The sequence below is a fragment of the Acidimicrobiales bacterium genome (assembly GCA_041394185.1).
Lineage (GTDB): Bacteria > Actinomycetota > Acidimicrobiia > Acidimicrobiales > Poriferisodalaceae > JAAETH01.
In genome coordinates, this window is record JAWKIQ010000004.1 from 463,417 (window position 1) to 482,952 (window position 19,536).

At 66.0% G+C, this 19,536-nt stretch carries 24 protein-coding genes; 15 read left to right on the forward strand and 9 right to left on the reverse strand.

What is annotated here, in order from left to right; translation table 11 throughout:
- Positions 1-28 precede the first annotated feature (28 nt).
- Together R2770_20025 and R2770_20030 are read left to right on the forward strand one after the other, a co-directional pair.
- Complete coding sequence (locus R2770_20025; GenBank protein ID MEZ5282753.1) at positions 29-859, forward strand: DMT family transporter; 831 nt, start codon at positions 29-31, stop codon at positions 857-859.
- 45 nt (positions 860-904) lie between these two features.
- Positions 905-1,729: a phospholipid scramblase-related protein gene (locus R2770_20030; protein MEZ5282754.1), complete on the forward strand. Its 825-nt coding sequence runs from the start codon at positions 905-907 to the stop codon at positions 1,727-1,729.
- Between the two features lie 48 nt (positions 1,730-1,777).
- Here R2770_20030 and R2770_20035 read toward each other — a convergent pair whose 3' ends face one another.
- Genes R2770_20035 through R2770_20050 form a run of 4 tightly spaced genes read right to left on the reverse strand, consistent with a single transcriptional unit; the run spans position 1,778 to position 3,745 of the window.
- Positions 1,778-2,161, reverse strand: a complete 384-nt coding sequence (locus R2770_20035) for an MmcQ/YjbR family DNA-binding protein (protein MEZ5282755.1) — start codon at positions 2,159-2,161, stop codon at positions 1,778-1,780.
- Entirely contained in the window at positions 2,158-2,766 is a 609-nt protein-coding gene (locus R2770_20040) for a hypothetical protein (protein MEZ5282756.1), read from the reverse strand. Before R2770_20040 ends, R2770_20035 begins: the two co-directional genes overlap by 4 nt.
- Positions 2,767-2,802: 36 nt before the next feature.
- The gene (locus R2770_20045; GenBank protein MEZ5282757.1) at positions 2,803-3,045 is read right to left on the reverse strand and encodes a hypothetical protein; all 243 of its coding nucleotides are present in this window, start codon (positions 3,043-3,045) and stop codon (positions 2,803-2,805) included.
- A gap of 10 nt (positions 3,046-3,055) precedes the next feature.
- Positions 3,056-3,745, reverse strand: coding sequence for an NAD-dependent epimerase/dehydratase family protein (locus R2770_20050; protein MEZ5282758.1), 690 nt, complete (start codon positions 3,743-3,745; stop codon positions 3,056-3,058).
- 150 nt (positions 3,746-3,895) lie between these two features.
- Here R2770_20050 and R2770_20055 point away from each other — a divergent pair, with 150 nt between their 5' ends.
- Both R2770_20055 and R2770_20060 read left to right on the forward strand, forming a co-directional pair.
- Positions 3,896-4,591, forward strand: coding sequence for a TetR/AcrR family transcriptional regulator (locus R2770_20055; protein MEZ5282759.1), 696 nt, complete (start codon positions 3,896-3,898; stop codon positions 4,589-4,591).
- Between the two features lie 29 nt (positions 4,592-4,620).
- A complete protein-coding gene (locus tag R2770_20060; GenBank protein ID MEZ5282760.1) occupies positions 4,621-5,568 on the forward strand; it encodes a homocysteine S-methyltransferase family protein in 948 nt (315 codons plus the stop codon).
- Here the strand turns inward: R2770_20060 and R2770_20065 are convergent.
- Positions 5,553-6,851, reverse strand: coding sequence for an aminotransferase class I/II-fold pyridoxal phosphate-dependent enzyme (locus R2770_20065; protein MEZ5282761.1), 1,299 nt, complete (start codon positions 6,849-6,851; stop codon positions 5,553-5,555). The genes R2770_20060 and R2770_20065 overlap by 16 nt on opposite strands.
- Positions 6,852-6,914: 63 nt before the next feature.
- On the opposite strand from R2770_20065, the gene R2770_20070 reads away from it, so the two are divergent.
- Positions 6,915-7,067 carry a pyridoxamine 5'-phosphate oxidase family protein gene (locus R2770_20070; protein MEZ5282762.1) on the forward strand — a complete coding sequence of 51 codons (153 nt, stop codon included), beginning with the start codon at positions 6,915-6,917 and terminating at the stop codon, positions 7,065-7,067.
- Complete coding sequence (locus R2770_20075; protein ID MEZ5282763.1) at positions 7,067-7,315, forward strand: hypothetical protein; 249 nt, start codon at positions 7,067-7,069, stop codon at positions 7,313-7,315. Before R2770_20070 ends, R2770_20075 begins: the two co-directional genes overlap by 1 nt.
- Before the next feature lie 23 nt (positions 7,316-7,338).
- Here the strand turns inward: R2770_20075 and R2770_20080 are convergent, their stop codons facing one another.
- On the reverse strand, positions 7,339-8,175 hold the full coding sequence (locus R2770_20080; GenBank protein ID MEZ5282764.1) for a TIGR03560 family F420-dependent LLM class oxidoreductase: 837 nt from the start codon (positions 8,173-8,175) through the stop codon (positions 7,339-7,341).
- Positions 8,176-8,184: 9 nt separating this feature from the next.
- Positions 8,185-9,126, reverse strand: a complete 942-nt coding sequence (locus R2770_20085; GenBank protein ID MEZ5282765.1) for an LLM class flavin-dependent oxidoreductase — start codon at positions 9,124-9,126, stop codon at positions 8,185-8,187.
- Positions 9,127-9,177: 51 nt separating this feature from the next.
- On the opposite strand from R2770_20085, the gene R2770_20090 reads away from it, so the two are divergent.
- The 5 genes from R2770_20090 to R2770_20110 are packed head-to-tail and all read left to right on the forward strand — an operon-like array spanning position 9,178 to position 12,682.
- On the forward strand, positions 9,178-9,600 hold the full coding sequence (locus tag R2770_20090; protein MEZ5282766.1) for a heme-binding protein: 423 nt from the start codon (positions 9,178-9,180) through the stop codon (positions 9,598-9,600).
- Between the two features lie 58 nt (positions 9,601-9,658).
- Complete coding sequence (locus R2770_20095) at positions 9,659-11,155, forward strand: MFS transporter (GenBank protein ID MEZ5282767.1); 1,497 nt, start codon at positions 9,659-9,661, stop codon at positions 11,153-11,155.
- Positions 11,118-11,858, forward strand: coding sequence for a PIG-L deacetylase family protein (locus R2770_20100; GenBank protein ID MEZ5282768.1), 741 nt, complete (start codon positions 11,118-11,120; stop codon positions 11,856-11,858). The genes R2770_20095 and R2770_20100 overlap by 38 nt, the downstream gene beginning before the upstream one ends.
- Positions 11,859-11,867: 9 nt before the next feature.
- Positions 11,868-12,338 (forward strand): thioredoxin-dependent thiol peroxidase, encoded by a 471-nt coding sequence (gene bcp / locus R2770_20105; GenBank protein ID MEZ5282769.1) that lies wholly within the window; start codon positions 11,868-11,870, stop codon positions 12,336-12,338.
- Entirely contained in the window at positions 12,335-12,682 is a 348-nt protein-coding gene (locus R2770_20110; GenBank protein ID MEZ5282770.1) for a DUF427 domain-containing protein, read from the forward strand. The genes bcp and R2770_20110 overlap by 4 nt, the downstream gene beginning before the upstream one ends.
- Positions 12,683-12,687: 5 nt before the next feature.
- Here R2770_20110 and R2770_20115 read toward each other — a convergent pair whose 3' ends face one another.
- The gene (locus R2770_20115; protein ID MEZ5282771.1) at positions 12,688-13,254 is read right to left on the reverse strand and encodes a TetR/AcrR family transcriptional regulator; all 567 of its coding nucleotides are present in this window, start codon (positions 13,252-13,254) and stop codon (positions 12,688-12,690) included.
- A 193-nt stretch (positions 13,255-13,447) separates the two neighbouring features.
- On the opposite strand from R2770_20115, the gene R2770_20120 reads away from it, so the two are divergent.
- A complete protein-coding gene (locus R2770_20120) occupies positions 13,448-15,769 on the forward strand; it encodes an MMPL family transporter (GenBank protein MEZ5282772.1) in 2,322 nt (773 codons plus the stop codon).
- A 61-nt stretch (positions 15,770-15,830) separates the two neighbouring features.
- Entirely contained in the window at positions 15,831-16,568 is a 738-nt protein-coding gene (locus R2770_20125) for an SDR family oxidoreductase (GenBank protein ID MEZ5282773.1), read from the forward strand.
- A gap of 11 nt (positions 16,569-16,579) precedes the next feature.
- Here R2770_20125 and R2770_20130 read toward each other — a convergent pair whose 3' ends face one another.
- Positions 16,580-17,494, reverse strand: a complete 915-nt coding sequence (locus R2770_20130) for a TIGR03621 family F420-dependent LLM class oxidoreductase (protein ID MEZ5282774.1) — start codon at positions 17,492-17,494, stop codon at positions 16,580-16,582.
- 63 nt (positions 17,495-17,557) lie between these two features.
- Between R2770_20130 and R2770_20135 the strand changes: the two genes are divergently transcribed.
- Together R2770_20135 and R2770_20140 are read left to right on the forward strand one after the other, a co-directional pair.
- Complete coding sequence (locus R2770_20135; GenBank protein MEZ5282775.1) at positions 17,558-18,559, forward strand: zinc-binding dehydrogenase; 1,002 nt, start codon at positions 17,558-17,560, stop codon at positions 18,557-18,559.
- Positions 18,560-18,737: 178 nt separating this feature from the next.
- Positions 18,738-19,214, forward strand: a complete 477-nt coding sequence (locus tag R2770_20140) for a GNAT family N-acetyltransferase (protein ID MEZ5282776.1) — start codon at positions 18,738-18,740, stop codon at positions 19,212-19,214.
- Positions 19,215-19,536 lie beyond the last annotated feature (322 nt).

Sequence of the window (19,536 nt, forward strand, 5' to 3'; positions counted from 1 at the left end):
ACCGCCTGAGCCCATATTGTCTGGCGCCGTGAACATACTGCTTTCGTTGGGCTCGGCCCTGTTCGCCGGGACGTCCGACTTTCTCGGCGGTTTCGGCAGCCGCAAGGCCGCCGCGGTGGTGGTCACCGCGGTCAGCCAGGCTCTGGCGATGCTGGTCGCGATCGGCATCGCATGGGTCGATGGCGGCCAGATCAACGGGTCAGACCTGTTGCTGGGCGCACTCGGCGGCGTCGGCGGTGCCATGGGGCTGATGTCGATCTACGCGGGGTACGCGGTGGCGAGGGTGTCGATAGCGGCCCCCGTTGCCGGTGTCGGGGCGGCCGCTCTGCCCGTGCTGTTCGATCTGGCGACCGGCGGAGGTGTTTCGGGTCGGGCGACGGCAGGAATCGTGGTCGGGCTGTTCGCCATTGCACTGATCAGCCTCGAACGGTCGAGTTCGTCGGCCTCGGTGGGGGTCAGCCTTCGATACGGCCTCGGCGGGGCGCTGGGTCTCGGCATGCTGCTGCTGTGCCTGTCGCGCACATCCGACGACGGCGGCCTGTGGTCGGTGGCGGCGACACGTGCTGCCGGCGCCGTCGTGTTGCTGGTGGTGATAGCGGCCACGCGCACACCGTTCAGGCTTCCCCGAACCGCTTGGCCACCCGTGCTGGGTGTCGCGGTGCTGAGCGCCAGCGCCAACGCAATGTTCGTGGCCGCCACACAGATCGGATCGGTGTCGACAGCGGCGGTGCTGACCTCGATGTTCCCTGCGGCCACGGTGGGGTGGGCTCGCATCGTGTTCGGCGAACGGCTTCAGCGCGTTCAGATTGTGGGTGTCGCCTTCGCCTTGCTGTCGGTTGGCCTGATCGCGTCGGCCTGAGCGGCCTCGCCACCCGGCGCCAGGGTGGTCGGTAGGCTCGACTACGTGACCGACCTCAACGACTCCGGCGAAGGCAAGCCCAAGGCCGATTGGTACCCAGACCCACTCGGCCGCCACGAACATCGTTACTGGGACGGCGACAAGTGGACCGAGCACGTGTCGTCGAACGGGGTGCAGGCGGTCGACCCGCCCACGGGTGCCCCCAAGACCGTGTCGGGCACCGACAGGCCCGACCGTGTCCAGGGGCAGGTTGCCGATCACGCCAGGCAGTCACAAAAGCGCGGCGCCGCTGGCGATGCTGCGTTTGCCGGCGACGGAACCCTGTTCGGCGAACCGATTCTGGTCGTCAACCAGAAAGCCAAGCTGATCGAGGTCAACAACGAGTACGCCATATACGACAAGGACGGCGCACAGATCGGTGCCGTGCGCCAGGTGGGGCAGAGCACGGCCAAGAAGGTGCTCAGGGTCATTGCCTCGGTCGATCAGTTCATGACCCACAAGCTTCAGGTCGTCGATGGCAGCGGCGCCGTGGTTCTGCAGGTCACCCGGCCGGCCAAGCTCATGAAGTCGAGGGTGGTCGTCAGCGACGGGCTGGGCAACGAGGTGGGTCAGATCGTCCAGCAGAACGTGTTCGGCAAGATCCGGTTTGCATACGTGGTGGCCGATCAGGAGATCGGCGGCATCCAGGCTGAGAACTGGCGGGCCTGGAACTTCTCGCTGCAGGACGCCACAGGCCGCGAGGTCGCCCGCATCACCAAGACGTTCGAAGGCCTCGCCAAACCCTGTTCACCACCGCAGACAACTATGTGCTGCAGGTGCACGAGCCGCTGGCCGACCCGTTGCGCTCGCTGGTGGTGGCCTCGGCGCTGACCATCGACACCGCCCTCAAGCAGGATTCGCGCGGGTTCGGCTGACCGGTCACCGGTCGTCCAGCAGCTTCACCAACGACTTCGGGGCAGCGATGCGGTAGGCGTCGGCGACGATGTGGGCAATCTCGTCCCAGTCGACATCTACGTCCAGGCGAACGCCTATCCACCCGCGGTGGCCTACATAGCGGGGGACGAAGAAACGCTGTGGCTCGCGCTCGACCAGGTCGGCCTGAACACCGGCGGGCGCAGGCGCCCAGATGGCCAGCCGACCGTCGCCGTGATGGTCTTCCCACAGGTGGCACAGCACCTTCTTGTCTCGCACGAAGAACGTGGGAGTCATGTGGCTGGGGCGTTCGTTCACCTCGGGCAGGGCCAGACAGATCGGTCGCAGGCGCTCGAGCGCGCTGTGCGCCTCGGCAGATTCGATGCTCACAGGCCCAACCCTAAGGCGACGTCGGCGGGCAGGTCTATGACCGTTCGGACGCTGACGATCGACGGCCGCGCCGGTGGTTCGCTGAAGCCCACGCCCACCGCCGGTCGCACCGGTCGCATCGGACCCAGCGACTCGCCGCCGAGGGATCCGCCGGCCTGCCTGACCCAGCGCCAGCCGGACGACTGGTACCACTCGGTAGCCCCGTGGAAGCTGACGCCGTGGGTTTGCACCCCCATGGTCAGTCGGGCGATGGGGCTCTCGACGAAGCGGGTCAGCCACAGCGGCCGCCGGGGCGGCAGTGGCACCCGCCGCCCGCCGATCAACTCGAGCTTCAGCCCGTGCCCGTCGACCCTTGTTGTCCGACCGTCGGAGAACACGTCCAGCGGAGCGACCTTCACCGAATCGAACTGGTAGATCGCGGTGATGAACCGGGCCGCTTCATCTGAACCCGCAAGCAGCGTGCGCCCACCGTCGGGGTCGGCCCACATGACGTCGGCAAAGGGGCCGATGGGGGTGTGGTGCCAGCACCCCACGACGAACCGGTGGGGCCCGTCGAAGCCGACCGAACTGATGGTGCCAACGACCTGGGTGCGGATGCCTGTCACCGCGACGAGGCTAGATCGCGTTGGTGCACGGGGCGCTCAGGCCGCCTTGGAGTTGCCTCGCCGGTAGTCCTCGATGGTTGCAGCAACCTGATCGGCGAGAGGAGTCGGGTGCAGCCCGAGCGCCTCAGTGGTGTCGGACGAGTCGACGAAGAACGGTGCGTCGAACTGGTACGCCACCTCCATCAGCTCGCCCAGCGGCTTGGAGAACACCCCTACGGCCTTTACCGCCCAGCGGGGATCGACCGAACCGCCGGGGTGTCGACCCCCGCCGGCGCGCATATCGCTGTGATCATCTCGGTCGCCGACTTGGGTTCGAGGGTTGGTGCCATCCACGCCCGGCCCGACACGCCTTCACGGGTGCCGGCGCCGCCAGCGTCGCATGTACATCGCCGATATATGTCCAGCTGTGGGCGAGCTCGGGGTTGCCCAGCATCCTCACGGTCTTGGAGGCCAGTGCGGGCTTGAGGGCCCTGTCTCCCAGGTGCCCCTCGGTGCCGATACCGGGGCCGAAGAAATCGCTGGCCCTCACCTCGACGGCCTCGATGCGACCGGCCCGATGGGCCTCGAGTGCGTCGTGCCACATCTGGGCTCGCACCGCTCCCTTGACACTGGGTGGGTCGAGCGGGTCGGTGGCCCGCATGGGCGAGGCCCCCTTTGGGTACGCGTACAGGTTGCTCATGATCACCAGCCGGGCACGGGTGGCCTCGGCCGCGGCGATGGTGGCCTGTGAGATCGGCGGCCAGTCGGTGGTCCACCGGTGGTACTGGGGGTTTGCGCAGTTGTAGATGGCGTCGGCGCCCTGGGCTATCGATGCCAGGCGCTCGGCGTCGGTCGCATCGGCTGCCACCGCCGTCACGTTGGGGCCCTCGCCCCCGGAACCCGACCGGGTCACCACGATGACCTCGTGGCCCATCTGTGCCAGCTCTCGAGCCAGCCCTCGGCCGACTGCTCCGGCTCCGATCACTACATGGGTCGACATTTTCGATCTCTCTTCCTGCTCGGTTTGTGAGCGCTGATCACTTGGGAGAGCACTGCTCTCGTTTGTGATTCTGCGGCAACGGAACAAGAAAAGCAAGAGCACTGCTCGCAATTGTTGTCACTGCTCTCGAATTACGTCACAATCGAAGACATGAGCACCCCGAACGCCGTTCCCAGAACCGCCCGAGAACGTGCCAGGGCCGAGTTGACGGCCGAGATCGTCGAGTCGGCGCGCGCCCAGCTGGCCCAGACGGGGCCGGCCGATCTGTCGCTGCGGGCGGTGGCGCGCGATCTGGGTATGGCGTCTTCTGCCGTGTACCGCTATTTCGAGAGCCGCGACGCACTGTTGACGCGCCTGATCGTCGACGGTTACACGGCCCTGGCCGACAGCGTCGACGCAGCGCTGGAGACGGCGGGCGAAACCGGACCACAGAAGTGGGCGGCCATCGCCGGCGCTGTGCGCGGGTGGGCCAAACAGAACCCTCACGAGTTCGCCCTGCTGTACGGAACGCCGGTGCCCGGCTACCAGGCGCCGGCCGACACCATCGACCCGGCTACGCGTGGAGCAACGCGCACCATCCGCATGGTCGCCGAGCTGCGCGAGGCCAGCCGCCAAACGGTGCAGGTCGAGGTCCCAGAGGTGCTGGGTGGTCAGTTCGACAACCTGGCCGAGTTCGCCGGTGTGGACCGCGACGATCAGGCGTTCGTGCTGGGCACGATGTTGTGGACGGCGCTGTTCGGCTTCATCGGTTTCGAACTCTTCGGAACCTGGAACAACGCGTTCGAGCCGGCCGACGAGCTGTTCGCGGCCCACGTCGATGCCGGTAGTCAACTCCTGTTCGGCTGACAGGATCGAACTGTGGTTACTGTTTGCCCATGACCGATGTGGTGACCCTCGTGATGGATGGGGGAATGGGCAAGGAGCTGCAACGCAACGGGGCACCGTTTCGCCAGCCAGAGTGGTCGGCGCTGGCGCTCATGGAGGCACCCGAGCTGGTTGCCAGAACCCACACCAGCTTCATCGACGCCGGCGCCAGGCTGATCATCGCCAACACCTATGCGGTGGTGCCCTTTCACATCGGCGCCGAACGGTTCCGCGGTCGAGGGCGCGAGCTGGCAGCGCTGGCTGCCCAACTGGCCCGCCGCGCCGCCGATGCCAGCTCCGAGCACGTGCTCGTCGCTGCGTCGATTCCGCCGGTGTTCGGGTCGTACCAGCCCGAACTGTTCGACGCCGAGGCAGCTCCCGCGATGCTCGACATGTTGATCGAGGCGCAGGCGCCCTACGTCGACCTGTGGTTGGCCGAGACCATCGGCTCGGTCGCAGAGGCCGTGGCGATCGGAGAGGCCCTCGACCGATTCGAGACCACCAGGGCCCGTTGGTTCTCGTTCTCGCTGCACGACGACCTCGTCGACGGTCGCCCCGTCTTGTGGTCTGGCGAATCGGTCGCGGCTGGGGTGGAGGCCGCAGTCGGGTTTGGTGCCGAGGCCGTGTTGCTCAACTGCGCTGCGCCCGAAGCCATCGACATGGCCCTGCCCGAGCTGGCCGCAACCCTTGAAGCCGCGGGCTCTCCGGCCCGTTTCGGTGCCTACGCCAACGGGTTCGTACCTCGCGACGAGGTCAAGGAGTATGCGGCCAACGAGGCCCTCCTGGAACGCCGCGACGATCTGACTCCCGAGGTGTACGCATCGATGGTCGGCTCGTGGCTGGACCTCGGCGCCTCGATAGTGGGTGGGTGCTGCAGCATCCATCCCGAGCACATTGCGGCGGTGGCTGCCATGGTGCAGTCGAGACCGGCACCACCCGCTGGTCAGCTGCAGAAGTGAACCCGGGTATAGCGGCGACGCAGGGCGCTGACCTCGGACGCGACCGAAGCCGGTTCGTCTTGTAGGGCGCGAACCAGAAGGTCTCCCAGCCGGTCCATGTCGCCCACTGTCATTCCCCAGCGCACCAGCTCGGGTGTCCCCAGCCGCAGACCCTCGCCATCGGGCAGCCCTATCGCACACGTCAGCAGATTGGCGTCGCGCAACCGCACGGCCGTTGCGTGACCCCCGCCCCACGGCTCGGCGCGCAAGGCGAATTGGTGTGACCGGGTCGGCCCCTGGCCGGTGGTGAACAGATCGATCCCGCGTTCACCGATGCTGGCCGCCAGGGCCGATGCGGTGTCGACCATGGCCGCCGCGTAGTCGCTGCCGAAATCGACCAGATCGGCGAGGCTCATGGCCAACGCTGTGGTTCGACCGACGTCGAAGTTGGCGGTGAGCCCGGGATAGGCAATGGCGTCGATGCGGCGTGCGAGATCGTCGTCGTTTATCAACAACAACCCGCCGGGCGGCCCGGCCAGGCTCTTGTAGGTGCTCATGGTCATGATGTGAGCACCCTGTTCGAGCGGGTTGGGCCACGCACCGCCCGCTATGACCCCACAGAGATGGGCGGCGTCGAACAGCAGGTACGCCCCGACCTCGTCGGCGATCTGTCGGAGCTCGGCGACCGGGTGGTGGGTGAGGTTCAGGCTGGCGCCGATGGTGATGATCTTGGGCCTGACCCGACGCGCCAACTCGGCAACGCCGTCGACGTCGACCGTGTAGTTGGCGCCATCGATGGGTGCCTCGTGGATTTGGAGTCCGCGCAGTCCGGCCGCACCCGCCGTGTTGTGGGTGACATGACCGCCGATGCTCGGCGGCGGCACGATCGCTGCGTCGCCGGGCTGGGCACAAGCCAGGAACGCGTACAGGTTGGCCATGGCGCCAGATGCGACACGGATCTCGGCGTGGCGGGCGCCGAACAGGTCGCACGCCAGGTCGGCGGTCATGACCTCGAGTTCCTCGATGGCTTCGAGGCCCACCTCGTACTTGTCGCCGGCGTGACCGAGTGATGCCCTGGTCCCGAGCCCCGCCGCCAGTAGTGCCTCGGCCCGCGGGTTCATGACGTTGCTGGCCGGATTCAGGTTGAAGCATTCGCGCTCGTGGATCGTCCTGCTCCGCTCGGTGAGCGCCTCGATCAGGTCGCGTTTATGACCCGTCGAGAGCCTGCGGGTGGCATCTGAGATCTGCTGCTCTCGGGCAGCGGCAGCATCGGACAACCAGGTTCGGTGAAAGTCGCTCGACATCGACGCCGAGGCTAGACCGGTAATCGTTTCGGTGCAGCCGTCGCGCTGTGTGACCATGGGCCGATGGGTAGAGCCTTCCAGCAGATCACCGATGCGATGCGTAGCTTCGTCGAGGCCCAGCACGTGTTCTTCGTCGCAACAGCTCCCAGCGACGGTGGCCGGGTGAACCTGTCGCCCAAGGGGTACTCCGCTTCTATGGCACCGGGCGCGTTGTGATGCCCGGCGAACCCGGCTGGGACGAGCTGGTGGCGCTGTTCGAGCCGCGAGGGGCTGTGCGGTCGATCATCGTCGCCGACATCGACCGTACCTCGACGTCATGTGGATTCGCCGTGCCGTACATGGACTTCGTCTCCGAGCGCGACACCCTGGCCGACTGGGGCGAGGCGCGCACCGACGACGAGATCGCGCAGTATTGGGCGACCAAGAACGCGGTCTCGATCGACGGCTTGCCCGCGTTGAGCTGAGCGCCCGCCGGACCGCGACCTGGCTACAGCGCCGCCAGTGCGTGGCCCAGGGGTTCGACCTCGGCGGCAACGTAGGGGCCGCGCATCGAGAAGATCACCTGGTCGACGCCCGCCCGGGCCAGCACCGCAGCCTGTTCGGCCAACGGCGCCGGATCGGCGCCCGCCTCCCATGCGATGTGGGCGGTGCGCTTGATCTCGGCGGGGTTGCGGCCTATGCGCTCGCAATGGCCGATGAGCACGTCGTTCTTTTCGCGCCAGTCGTCGACCGAACCGAAGCCGGCGTCCCACTTGTGCGCCCACTTGGCCACCACCGCCAGCGTGCGCCGGCGGCCGCTGCCGCCGATGAGGATCGGAAGCGGGTTCTGCACCGGCTTGGGTTCGCATCGGGCGTCGGTGATGGTGAAGTACTGGCCCCCGAAGTCTGTGACCTCTTGTGTCAACAGCCGCGCTATCACCTCGACACCCTCCTCGAAGCGGTCGAGGCGCTCCTTGACCGTTCCCAGGTTTATTCCGTAGGCGTCTGATTCTTCGATGTTCCAGCCCGCACCCAGGCCCAGGTCGAGGCGCCCGCCCGAGATGATGTCGACGGTTGCGGCCATGTTGGCCGTGACGGCCGGGTGCCGATAGTGCATGCCGTTGACCATCGTGCCGATGCGTATGCGCGTGGTGGCCTGGGCCAGGGCGGCCAGCATCGTCCAGCCCTCCAGACACGAGCCGTGGGTGTCGCCAACCAGAGGGTAGAAGTGGTCGAAGTTCCAGGCTTGTGCGAACGTGTCGCACTGATCGGTGGCGCGCCACACATCGAGGAACTCATTCCATGTTCCGTGTTGTGGCGGTGTCTTGACGGCGAATTCGACCATGGACACTTCCTACAGGTCCGCGAGCTGTGGCGCCACCTCGGCTGCCAGCCATTCGGCGATGGTGTCTTCCTCGTGGCAGAAGTGCTCGAACACGACCTCGTGTAGCCCCAGCTCGCCGAGTTGCCCGAGGTGGTCGACCAGCTGGTCGACCGAACCCCGCCAAGGGATGTGGTTGCGCGCCACCGCTTCCTCGATGGTCGCTCCGGGGGCCATCATGTCGACGAACCGCTGCGTCGCCATGCGCTGCGTGCGGTCGTCAGGCCCGATGGTCGCAAACAGCAACATCGAACGACGAATCTCCGACGGGTCGCGGCCGGTGTCGGCGCAGTGCTGCTCGAGTGCGTCCACCGCCTTTCGATACTGCGCGGGCGACATAGGGGTGGCGTTCCACTCGTTTGCGTGTTCGGCCACGATGCGCAGAGTTCGTTTGGGGCCTTTGCCGCCGATCAAAATCGGGGGACGGCCCGATGGCGGGTGTGGTTGCGAGTCGGTTCCGGCGATTCGGTAGTAGTCGCCGTCGAACCGGCCGTCGGCGGAGTACCAGAGCTGCCTGATGAGGCCGATCGCCTCCTGGAGGCGGTCGTAGCGTTCGGTCAGTGGCGGGAAGTCCAGACCGTAGATGTGGTGCTCGGGCTCGAACCACCCGATGCCCAGGCCTTGCACATAACGGCCGCCGCTGAGCGCATCGAGCTGCTGGGCCATGCGGCCCACGTTCACCGGCTGGCGGAACGTCACCGGCGAAACCAGCGGGCCGAAGCGGATGTGTTGTGTGACTTCGGCGGTCATGACGAACGACAGGTAGACGTCGATGGCTTCCTTCTGAACACCGTTGAAGTAGTGGTCGGACCGAAACAGCGACTTGAATCCCAGCCGTTCGGCCAGTCGGCTGATGTGGCGCCATCTATCCCAGCTCAGCGGGGTTGCCTCTCCGACGATCATTCCGACGTCCATTACACGACGCTACCCGGTACCCGGCGCCGGCTACCTGGTACCAATCGAGGGATGAGTGACACCAGAACCATGGCCGAGTTGACGCTGGACGGAGCCCGCAAGGTGCTCGACGGCGCGTTGGCCAAGGCGACCCAGATGGGCAAGGCATTCTGCATCGCGATCGCCGACACGGCTGGTGAGCCAATCGTGACCGCCCGCATGGACGGGGCGCCCAGGCTGTCGGCAGGCATAGCGGCGAACAAGGCCTACTCGGTCGCAGGGTTCGGAGGTATGCCCACCGGACAGTGGTGGGACGTCATCAAGGACCAGCCGGCGTTGGTTCACGGCCTCACCCACACCCCGCGCCTGACGATCTTCGGTGGGGGAGTGGGCGTGTTCGTAGATGGCGTGCTGGTGGGAGCCGTCGGGGTATCGGGCGGCACGGCCGACGAGGACGCAGAAGTGGCCGCAGCCGGAGCGGCGGCGCTCGGCTGACCCGGCCTAACCGACAGTGTCAGACGAGCGGTAGTGTCCGCCAGGTGGGGGTGAGTCGTTGAACGGTCAGGTCGCGGAGCGCGACGACAACTACAAGTGGCGCGTTTTCCTCGCCGTCGGGCTGTCGTTCTTCACCTCGGTGATGGCCATGTCGATGGTGTTCGTCGCCCTGCCCGACATGGCATCGAGCTTCGACGTCAACCTCAAGTCGGTGGGCTGGGTGGTCATCGTCGAGTCGTTGATCATCGCTGCGACCCTGCTGCCATTCGGGCGCTTGGCCGACGTGGTCGGCCGTCGTCGCATCCACCTCGTCGGTCTCGCCATCTTCGGCATCGGTGGCCTGGCCACCGCCGTGGCGCCGACCTTCCAGGTGCTGATAGTGGCCCGAATCGTCATGGCCATCGGCAACTCGTTGGGCCAGTCGGTCGGCACCGCCATCCTGGTGGCCGCGTTCCCACCCACCGAGCGGGGCAAGGCCGTCGGTTCGCAGACCACTGCCGTTTCCCTCGGAGGCATCTCGGGCCCGCTGTTCGGCGGCTTCCTGGTCGAGGCGTTCAGCTGGAGGGCCCTGTTCCTCGTAATCCTGGTGCCGGTGGTGATCTCGCTCATCGCCGGGTTCGTCATCCTCGACGAAGAGCGCCTGGGCGGGGTTCGCAAGGGTGCCCACCTCGACCGCAAGGGTTGGGTGCTGTCGGGCGTCACCATCGTGGGGGTCATCGTCACCCTCAACAACCCCTTCAGCCTGTCGTGGGGTTCACCCGTGATGATCGGGTCGGCGGCGTTGGCGCTTGCGATCGGCGTTTGGTTCGTCCGACACGAGCTGACGACGCACCAGCCGATGTTGCGGGTGGCCATGTTCGCCGACCGCACGCTGGCCAGCCTCGTGGCCGCCCGTTCGTTGGGGTTCGTGGTGACAGCGGCGCTGCAGATTCTGCTGCCCGTGTACCTGATCTCGTTGCGGTCGATGTCCGAGTCGAAGGCCGCGGCAATCATCGTCATACCCTCGGTCGGTATGGGCATTGCCGCCCAGCTCACCGGTAGGGCATCGGATCGCATCGGTTCCAGGCCCTTCATGCTGGGCGGAATGGGCGTGCTGGGCGTGGGTGCGGTTGTGTTTGCGACCATGTCAGACAAGTCGCTGCTGGCCTTGGTGGTGTGTCTGGTGGCCATAAACGGCTTGGCCATGGGTTCGTTCAACGTGCCCAACAACAGCGCGGTGCTGGGGGCCATACCACCGTCCGAACTGGGAGTGATGGGAGCGCTGACCAACCTGGCGCGCACCTTTGGCACCGTTGGCGGGCAGGCCATGGCGGCGGCGATAGTCGCCGGGGTGATGGCCGGCAGGGGATTCGATGTGCCCCTGGACGAGATCGAATCGACGCCAGGCGCCGGTGACGCCTTCGTAGCCGGCTGGCATGCAGCGTTTCTGGCCGCGGCGGTGGTGGCCGCCATCGCACTGTTCCTGATCGCCGTTCCAGGCCGGCCGCGGCGAACCCCGCCGGCCCCTAGCCTGAACCATGGCGCAGAATCAGGCGGACGACACTCGAGCGGCTGACCTCCAGCCCGTACCCGAAGACTGGACCGTCGGGCTGGCCGTCGTGGCTCATCCCGACGACATGGAATACGGCGCTGCCAGCGCTGTTGCCCGCTGGACGGCTCAGGGCAAGGACATTCGTTATGTCCTGGTCACCGACGGCGAGGCCGGCATCGCGACCATGCCACCAGACCAGGCCGGTCCCTTGAGGCGCGAAGAGCAGATCGCCAGTTGTGCCGTGGTGGGCGTCGATCAGGTCGATTTCCTGGGTCTGCCCGACGGCCTGTTGGCCGAGGGTCTCGACCTGAGGCGAGCACTGAGTGCCTCGATCCGCAAACATCGGCCCGAGGTGTTGCTGTCGATCAACCATCGCGATCAGTGGGGCCCTTCCAGCTGGAATCACGTCGACCACCGGGTGGTGGGCCGCGCGTTGATGGACGCTGCACGTGACGCGGGCAATCCGTGGGTTTTCCCCGAAGATGGCGATGCGTGGAACGGGGTGCGGTTTGCAGCGTTCTCGGGCTCGCCGGCCGCAACCCACGCGGTCGACGTCACGCAGCACATCGAGGCCGGCGTCGAGTCGCTCAGGTGCCATCGGGTCTATCTCGAGAACCTGGGCGGCGACATGGCAGACGCAGGCGCATTCCTTCGAAGCAACGCGGCCGACACCGGCCCGCGGCTGGGTGTCGAGTTGGCCGCTGGATTCGAGCTGGTGTGGCTGTAGGTTCGACGCATGGCTGACAAACCCGAACCCCTCGAGGCCGGCACCGAGGCGCCCGACTTCACCGCACAAACCCACGACGGGCGCACCGTCACCCTGTCCGACTACCGAGGGCAGAAGGTCGCGCTGTACTTCTATCCCAAGGACAACACCCCGGGCTGCACCGCCCAGGCGTGCAACCTGCGCGACAACACCGCATTGTTGACCGACAACGGCATCGCCGTGATCGGTGTGTCACCCGACCCGGTCGCCAGCCACCAGAAGTTCGCCGACAAGTACGAACTCGAGTTCCCGCTGATTCCAGACCCCGAACGCACCATCATCGAGGCCTACGGCGTCTGGGGTGAGAAGAAGAACTACGGGAAGACCTTCATGGGGCTGCAGAGGACGACGTTCCTGATCGACGAGAACGGTGTCATCGCCCACGTGTTCAAGCGGCCCAAGACCAAGGAACACGCAGAAGAGATAGTGAGCAAGCTGTGAGCGAACGAATTCGTATCGACGACTGCCCCGACACGGTGGTGGTGAAGGTGGGCGGGGTCAAGGTCGCCGAGTCGGCCAACGCCAAGGTGCTGCACGAGGCCGGCCTCGGCCCTCGTTTCTACATCCCTCGAGCAGATGTCGAGATGAGCCTGCTGGAGCCCACCGACACCAGCACCCGCTGTCCCTACAAGGGTGCGGCCGTGTACTGGTCTGTCGATGCCGACGGCCGACGCTTCGAAGACATCGTGTGGAGCTACGAGTCGCCGATTCCCGAGGCCGCCGACATCGCCGGCCTGTTGTGCTTCTACGACAACAAGGACGGCGTCGAACAAACCGTGGGTTGAGGGCTTCAGCTCTCTACGCGTATGGCCCGCAGGATCATGTCGATGACAGAGGCCGATTCGCCTGGTGTGATCGTCTGGTCCAGCAACACCCGCCTGAACACGAACACACCCTCGAGCATGTCGTAGGCCAGCTCCAGGTCGGTCTCGGGGCTCAGCTCGCCGCGGGCGATGGCTCGCTGGAATGCCCTGATCAACGGCGCCTTGCGCTCGGTCAGCATCTGGCGCATCACCTCGCCGAAGTCGGGCTCGCGGGCCGACATGGCGAATACGCCAGCCAGAACCTGCCTGGTGGCCGGGTCGTTGATGTGTGGCCTCATCACCTCGAAGAACGACTCCAGGTCGCCGCGCAGCGAGCCGGTGTCGATCGACGGGAACTCTTCGATCATGCAGTCGACGGCGTGGATCGCCAAAGCGGCGCTGGAGGGGAAGTGCCTGTAGATGGTGGTCTTGGCGACCCCCGAACGGCGAGCGACCTCATCGACGGTGAAACCGTCGAGGCCCACCTCGGCGATCAGTTCTTGAGCTGCGACGACCATCTGGTCTCGTGCTCTGCTGCTCAGCTGCCTTCCCATTTGCTACTAGATCGTAGCGATTTGATCTCGGATTACCTGGGTGTCGGGAAGGATGTGACGTAAGTCCCGGCGAGCCGGGACCATGTGACGCAAGTCCTAGTGAACAATCGGTGGATGCGGCGTTGGTCGCCGAGCCTGGCCGCTACCCTCACACGCTACGTGTCAGTAGCGAAATGGTGACGGGAGTCATTGAATGTTCCGCAACATCGCCCGGTGGTGCGCCCGCAACAAGTGGGCAGTCTTGACCATCTGGATCGTGACCCTCGTGGGTCTCAACGGCGCCTCCGGTGGCATCGGCCCGGCGTTCGACACCAGCTTCGACATCCCCGACTCTGAAGCTGCCAGGGGTATCGACACCCTCGAGGAGTACTTCCCCGGCGCTGGGGCGGCCTTCGGCGGCTCAATCGTGTTCCAGGCCGACGACGTGAACGATCCCGAGATCGTTCAGACCATGAGTGCCTTGTTCGAAGAGGTCGAGCAGATCGAGCACGTCAGCGTCGTCAGTCCCTACACGCCCTTCGGTGCCAACCAGATCAATGGTGACGCAACCGTGGCTTTCGCTCAGGTCAACCTGACTCCCGACATCGACCAGATCGAAGCCAGCGAGATCGGTGCCAGCATCGCCGAGATGTTGCCCACCGTCGACGGTTTGCGTATCGAGATCGGCGGCCAGGCCCTCGCCGAGTTCGCCCCGCCCGAGTCCGAGCTGATCGGCATCGGCTTCGCCATCGTCATCCTGATCGTGTCGTTCGGGTCGGTCCTGGCCATGGGTCTTCCCATCAGCGTTGCGCTCATCGGCGTAGGCGCCGGTGGTGTCGGAGCCCTCGGCCTCATGACCCACGTGGTCGCCATCCCCGACTTCGCCACCTCGATCGGCCTCATGATCGGTCTGGGCGCCGGCATCGACTATGCGCTGTTCATCGTCAACCGCTATCGCGAGCTGAGCCGAGAGGGCGCCTCGTTGGAGGATGCCATCGTGGGTGCCATGGACACGGCCGGCCGCGCGGTCGCGTTCGCCGGAATCACCGTGGTGTTGTCGCTGCTGGGCATGCTCACCATCGGCTTGTCGTTCGTCTCGGGTCTCGGCATCGCCGCAGCGCTGACCGTGGCCTTCACCATGATTGCTTCGCTGACGCTGTTGCCTGCGATGTTGGCCATCTTCGGCCCCAGGGTCGAAGTGACCCGCTGGCGAGGTCTGATCGCCGCCGGTTTCATCGCCATCGGCGTAGCCCTGATCGGTCTCGGTGTCGCGCCAGCAGGCCTGGCCTTCATCGGACTCGGTGTGATCACGCTGATCCTCGGCTTCTTCGTCAAGCAGCTGCGGGCCGCAGTTCCGCCTCGCACCGAGAAGCCCATTCGCGAAACCGCGTTCTACCGCTGGAGCCGCCAGATCCAGAGCCGTCCGTGGGTGTATGCCATCGGCGGCACCCTCGTGCTGGTGATCTTGTCGCTGCCCATCCTGGGTCTCGAGCTCGGGTTCAGCGACGAGGGCAACTTCTCCGAAGAAACCACGACCCGCCAGGCGTACGACCTCATCGCCGAGGGCTTCGGCCCTGGCTTCAACGGCCCGTTCCTGCTGGCTGTCGAGGTCCAGGACGCATCTCAGGCAGCAGTGGTCCAGCAACTCGCAGGCATAGTCGCCGCCGACCCTGGTGTTGCCTCGGTGGGCCAGCCGTTCCCCGACAACATCGAGAACCCGGCCGCGGCCGAGGCGTTCCTGGTGCAGATCGTCCCGACCTCGGCGCCGCAGGATTCGGCGACGTTCGACACCGTCAAGCGCCTCCGCGTGGCAGTGGCCGATGCGGTCGCCGGAACGGGGGTCGAGGCCAACATCACGGGTGCTGTTCCGACCAACATCGACTTCTCGTCATACCTCAGCGGTCGTATCCCGATCTTCTACGGGGTGGTGCTGGGGCTGTCGTTCCTGCTTTTGATGGCCGTGTTCCGTTCGATCCTGGTGCCGCTGAAGGCGGTCATCATGAATGTGCTGTCGATCTCGGCGGCATACGGCGTCGTGGTGCTGGTCTTCCAGGAAGGCTGGCTTGGGTCGATCACCGGAATCGAACCTGCGCCCATCGAGCCGTTCGTTCCGATGATGCTGTTCGCCATCGTGTTCGGCCTGTCGATGGACTACGAGGTGTTCCTGCTCAGCCGCATCCGTGAGGAATACGACCGCACCGGAGATGCTCACCTGTCGGTCGCCGACGGCCTTTCGGTCACGGCCCGTGTCATCACTGCGGCTGCGGCCATCATGGGCGTGGTGTTCGGATCGTTCCTGCTCGAAGACGATCGTGTCGTCAAGCTGTTCGGCACCGGTCTGGCGCTGTCGGTGATCCTCGACGCCACCCTGGTCCGCATGTTGCTGGTGCCCGCCACCATGGAGTTGTTGGGCGAGCGCAACTGGTGGCTCCCCAAGTGGCTCGACCGCATCCTTCCGACACTGAACGTCGAGGGCCCTGCTCACCCCACCCAGCAGACCGAGTCTTCCGAGCCCGAACTGATCGCTTCGCACTGATCCGGTTTCTGCCACCCGGCGTCGGGTGGCAGACTCTCGGTTCAGTCAACCGGGAGGGCACATGAGCAACGAGTTCGAAGGCAAGGTCGCGATCGTCACCGGATCGTCCAGTGGCATAGGCGAAACCACAGCCCACCGGCTGTCCCAGCTCGGTGCGTCTGTGGTGGTCAACTCGTCGTCGTCGGTGCAGGCCGGCACCGCGGTCAGCGACGCCCTGCCGGGCGAGTCGATCTATGTGCAGGCCGACATCTCCGACAAGGATCAGGGTCAGGCCCTGATCGACGCCACCATCGAACGGTTCGGCAAGCTCGACATCCTGGTCAACAACGCCGGGTGGACAACCGTTGTGCCCCACACCGACCTCGACGCGCTGACCGACGACATCTTCGACAAGACCATGCAGGTCAACGTCTATGGCACCTGGTGGCTCACCAAGGCGGCCATGCCGCACCTGCGCCAGTCAGACGACGGCAACGTCGTGACCATCACCTCGATCGCCGGTGTGCGGCAGGTGGGGTCATCCATCGCCTACGCGATGTCGAAGGCCGCGCTCAACCACATGACACGTCTGCTGGCCAAGTCTCACGGTCCGGTTCGGTTCAACGCCGTGGCTCCGGGTCTGGTCGCCACCCCCTGGACCGAGACCTGGGACGCAATGCACTCTGCTGTGGCCGCCACCAGCCCCATCCCGCGCTCGGCCACCCCCGACGACTGCGCCGAAGCGGTGTTGGCGTTCGTCCGCAACAAGTACACGACCGGCCAGGTCCTGGTGGTCGATGGCGGTTTGACGCTGCTGTAGCAGCCGGCCGACTAGCCAGCCAGGGCGTCCAGCACGGGGGCAAACCCCTCGGCGTCGCGCACCACCCAGTGCGTCACGCCCAGTTGTTCGTGCAGCCGGCCGATCTTGTCGACGATCTGCTCGACCGAGCCGGCCAGGAAGAACGGCGTGTCTTCCAGCAGGTCTCGCGGCAGTGCTGTGCGCTCGACCAGGTTGTCTGTGAAGGTCGCCGGGTCGCCCACGTGCGTCGCCTGAACCAGCACCGAGCGCACCAGAGGTGTCGAGCGATCGGTCTCGTCCGCGTCGAGCCAGTGGGCCCGCTTGACCACCTGTTCGAGCGCGAATCCACCCGGCCCGGGAGCGCCGCCCGGGCCGTGGGTCAGGCCGGTGAACTGGTAGATGTCGGCATAGTCGGCGGCCAGCCCGACCATCCGGCGGCCGTGTCCGCCCAGCAATATCGGCACCCGATGGGTCGCGGGCTTGATACCCAGCGACTCGACAGCCACCTGCACGTGCTCGCCGTTCAGCTCGCAGCTGCCCGAGTGCAGCAGCGCCCGGATTACGCACAGGCTCTCGGCCAGCCTGTCGACCCTGGCCGGCGGTTCTCGAAGCTCGATGCCGGTGGCGTCGTGCTCCGATTGCATGTAGCCGGCACCCATGCCCAGCACCAGGCGGCCCCTGCTGAGCGAGTCCAGGGTCGCAGCCGAGCGGGCGACCATAGCCGGGTTGTGGAACTCGTTGTTCAGCACCAGCGGGCCCACGTTCAGCATCGTGGTGTTCGCGGCCGCGAGCATCAGGGGCAAGAACGGGTCGGCGCTGCCGAAGTGGTCGGCGGAGAAGAACGTGTCGTAGCCCAGGGCCTCGGCCTGCTGCGCCGCCTCGACCACAGCTTCCGCGTCGGTGTAGTCGCCGACGAACTGGAGGCAGAAGGTGTGTTTGCCGGTCATGCGTCGACTGTACGTGCGTGCAATGATCATCCGATGCGCGCTGCGATTCTCAGGAACGGCCGGATGGTCGTCGACGATCTGCCCGATCTGACACCTTCGGCGGGGCAGGTGTTGGTCGAGCCCATTGCCTGTGGCATCTGCGGCTCAGACCTGCACACCGTCGGCGGCGCCCACGACATGGTTGCCGCAGCCGCCGACGCCGGTCACGCCGGGTTCTTGTTCGACCCGGACGCCGACCTGGTCATGGGTCACGAACTGTCTGTGCGCGTGTTGGCGGTCGGTTCGGGGGTCGAGGGTGTCGCCGAGGGCGGCGCCTATGCGGCGATGCCTGTGCTGGAGGTCCCCGGCGTGGGTCGGGTGCTGCCCGGCTACGACAACAACTATCCCGGCGGTTATTCGAGCCAGATGTTGTTGCATCCAGATGGCCTGCTGGCGGTGCCAAACGGCCTCGACCCCAAGCTGGCGGCCCTCACCGAGCCCATGGCCGTCGGATTGCATGCGGTGAACGAGTCGGGAATAGGGCGTGAGCGCACCGCGGTGGTCGTCGGCTGTGGCCCTGTCGGGCTGGCGGTCATCGCCGCCCTGTCGGCCAGTGGCGTAGCCACCATCATCGCCGCCGACTTCTCACCAACCCGGCGTGCGATGGCCGCACGCATGGGTGCTCATGTGGTCGTCGATCCGGCCGTGGCGTCGGTGTTCGATTCCTGGCGCGACGCCGGCGACGGGGTAGAGCCGCCGGTGGTGTTCGAGGCCGTCGGGGTGCCCGGGTTCATCGATTCGCTGATGCGAGACGCTCCGGCCCGTTCAGAGCTGGTGATCGTCGGTGTCTGCATGCAGCCAGATACCTTCCGCCCGGCCATAGGTGTGTTCAAGCACCTGTCTCTGCGGTTCGTGTTGGGCTGGACTCCCGAGGAGTTCGCCGCCTCGCTGTTCAACCTGGCCGAGGGCCGCATCGACGGTGCCGCCCTGGTCACCGGCGAGGTGGGAATCGAAGGCGTGCCCCAGGCATTCGCCGACCTCGCCGACCCCGAACGCCACGTGAAGATCCTCGTGCGGCCCAGCTGATGGAAGCCACGCGGGCCACTCCCTCGCGTGTTGGTCTGTGCGTCGAGTGCGGGTTCGACTGGGACTCGCAGCGGGATGTGGTGCTGGCCGGTTTCGGACCGGCCGTCGACCTGGTTCGGCGGATGCTCCACGAGTTGATACACCACGGTGGCGACTTGGCACCTGAACCGTGAGCGCTGTGAAGATTCGTGATGCGCAGCCGGCGGATGCCCCCGACATCGCTGCCTATCACCGCCGCTGCTTTGAGTCGACGTATGCGGGTCACATCGCCCGAGGTGAGCTGCAGATCCCCGACATCGACCTGGTCCGAGCCCAGTTCGAACGCTGGTTTGTGCCTGGATCGGAGTTCGTGACACGGGTGGCCGACGTCGACGGACGTCCCGTCGCCCACGTAACCGTGAGCGCCAACCTTCTGGTCCACTTGTTCGTCGATCCATCGCGACAGGGGACCGGGTTGGGGCGCAGGCTCCTGGCGTTGGGTGAGTCGATACTCGCCGAGGCGGGCCATTCGGCCTTCGAGCTCCATGCGAGGGTCGAGAACGTCGCCGCCATCGGGTTCTACCAAAGCGCCGGATGGGCCATGACGGGGCACCGACTCCAGACCGAAGAGCACGGCATCACCTATGAGGAACACGTCCTGGTCAAGGGGGCGTGACTGCGGTCGGGTGGATGTCGCCGCGGACGCGTGGTGGCTACTGGTCGTGTCAGCGCCGACACACGCTGTGGTGTTTCTTTATCAATAGAGACTGTCCCACCCCTTCAGTAGGCTTTCGATCACAGATCGAAAGCCTGTTCGACACACGAGGCAGCGGAAACAAAGCAGGGAACATTCATGGTGGAACCAGCGATCTACACGACACAAGAACTCGACGTTTGTCGTCGGGAAGCCGACCAGCTGATCGAAACCGGCCGCCGTATCACCCAAGCCCACTACCAGTTGGTCACGTCGTGCGCGGATTTTGCTGATGGGCCGGTGT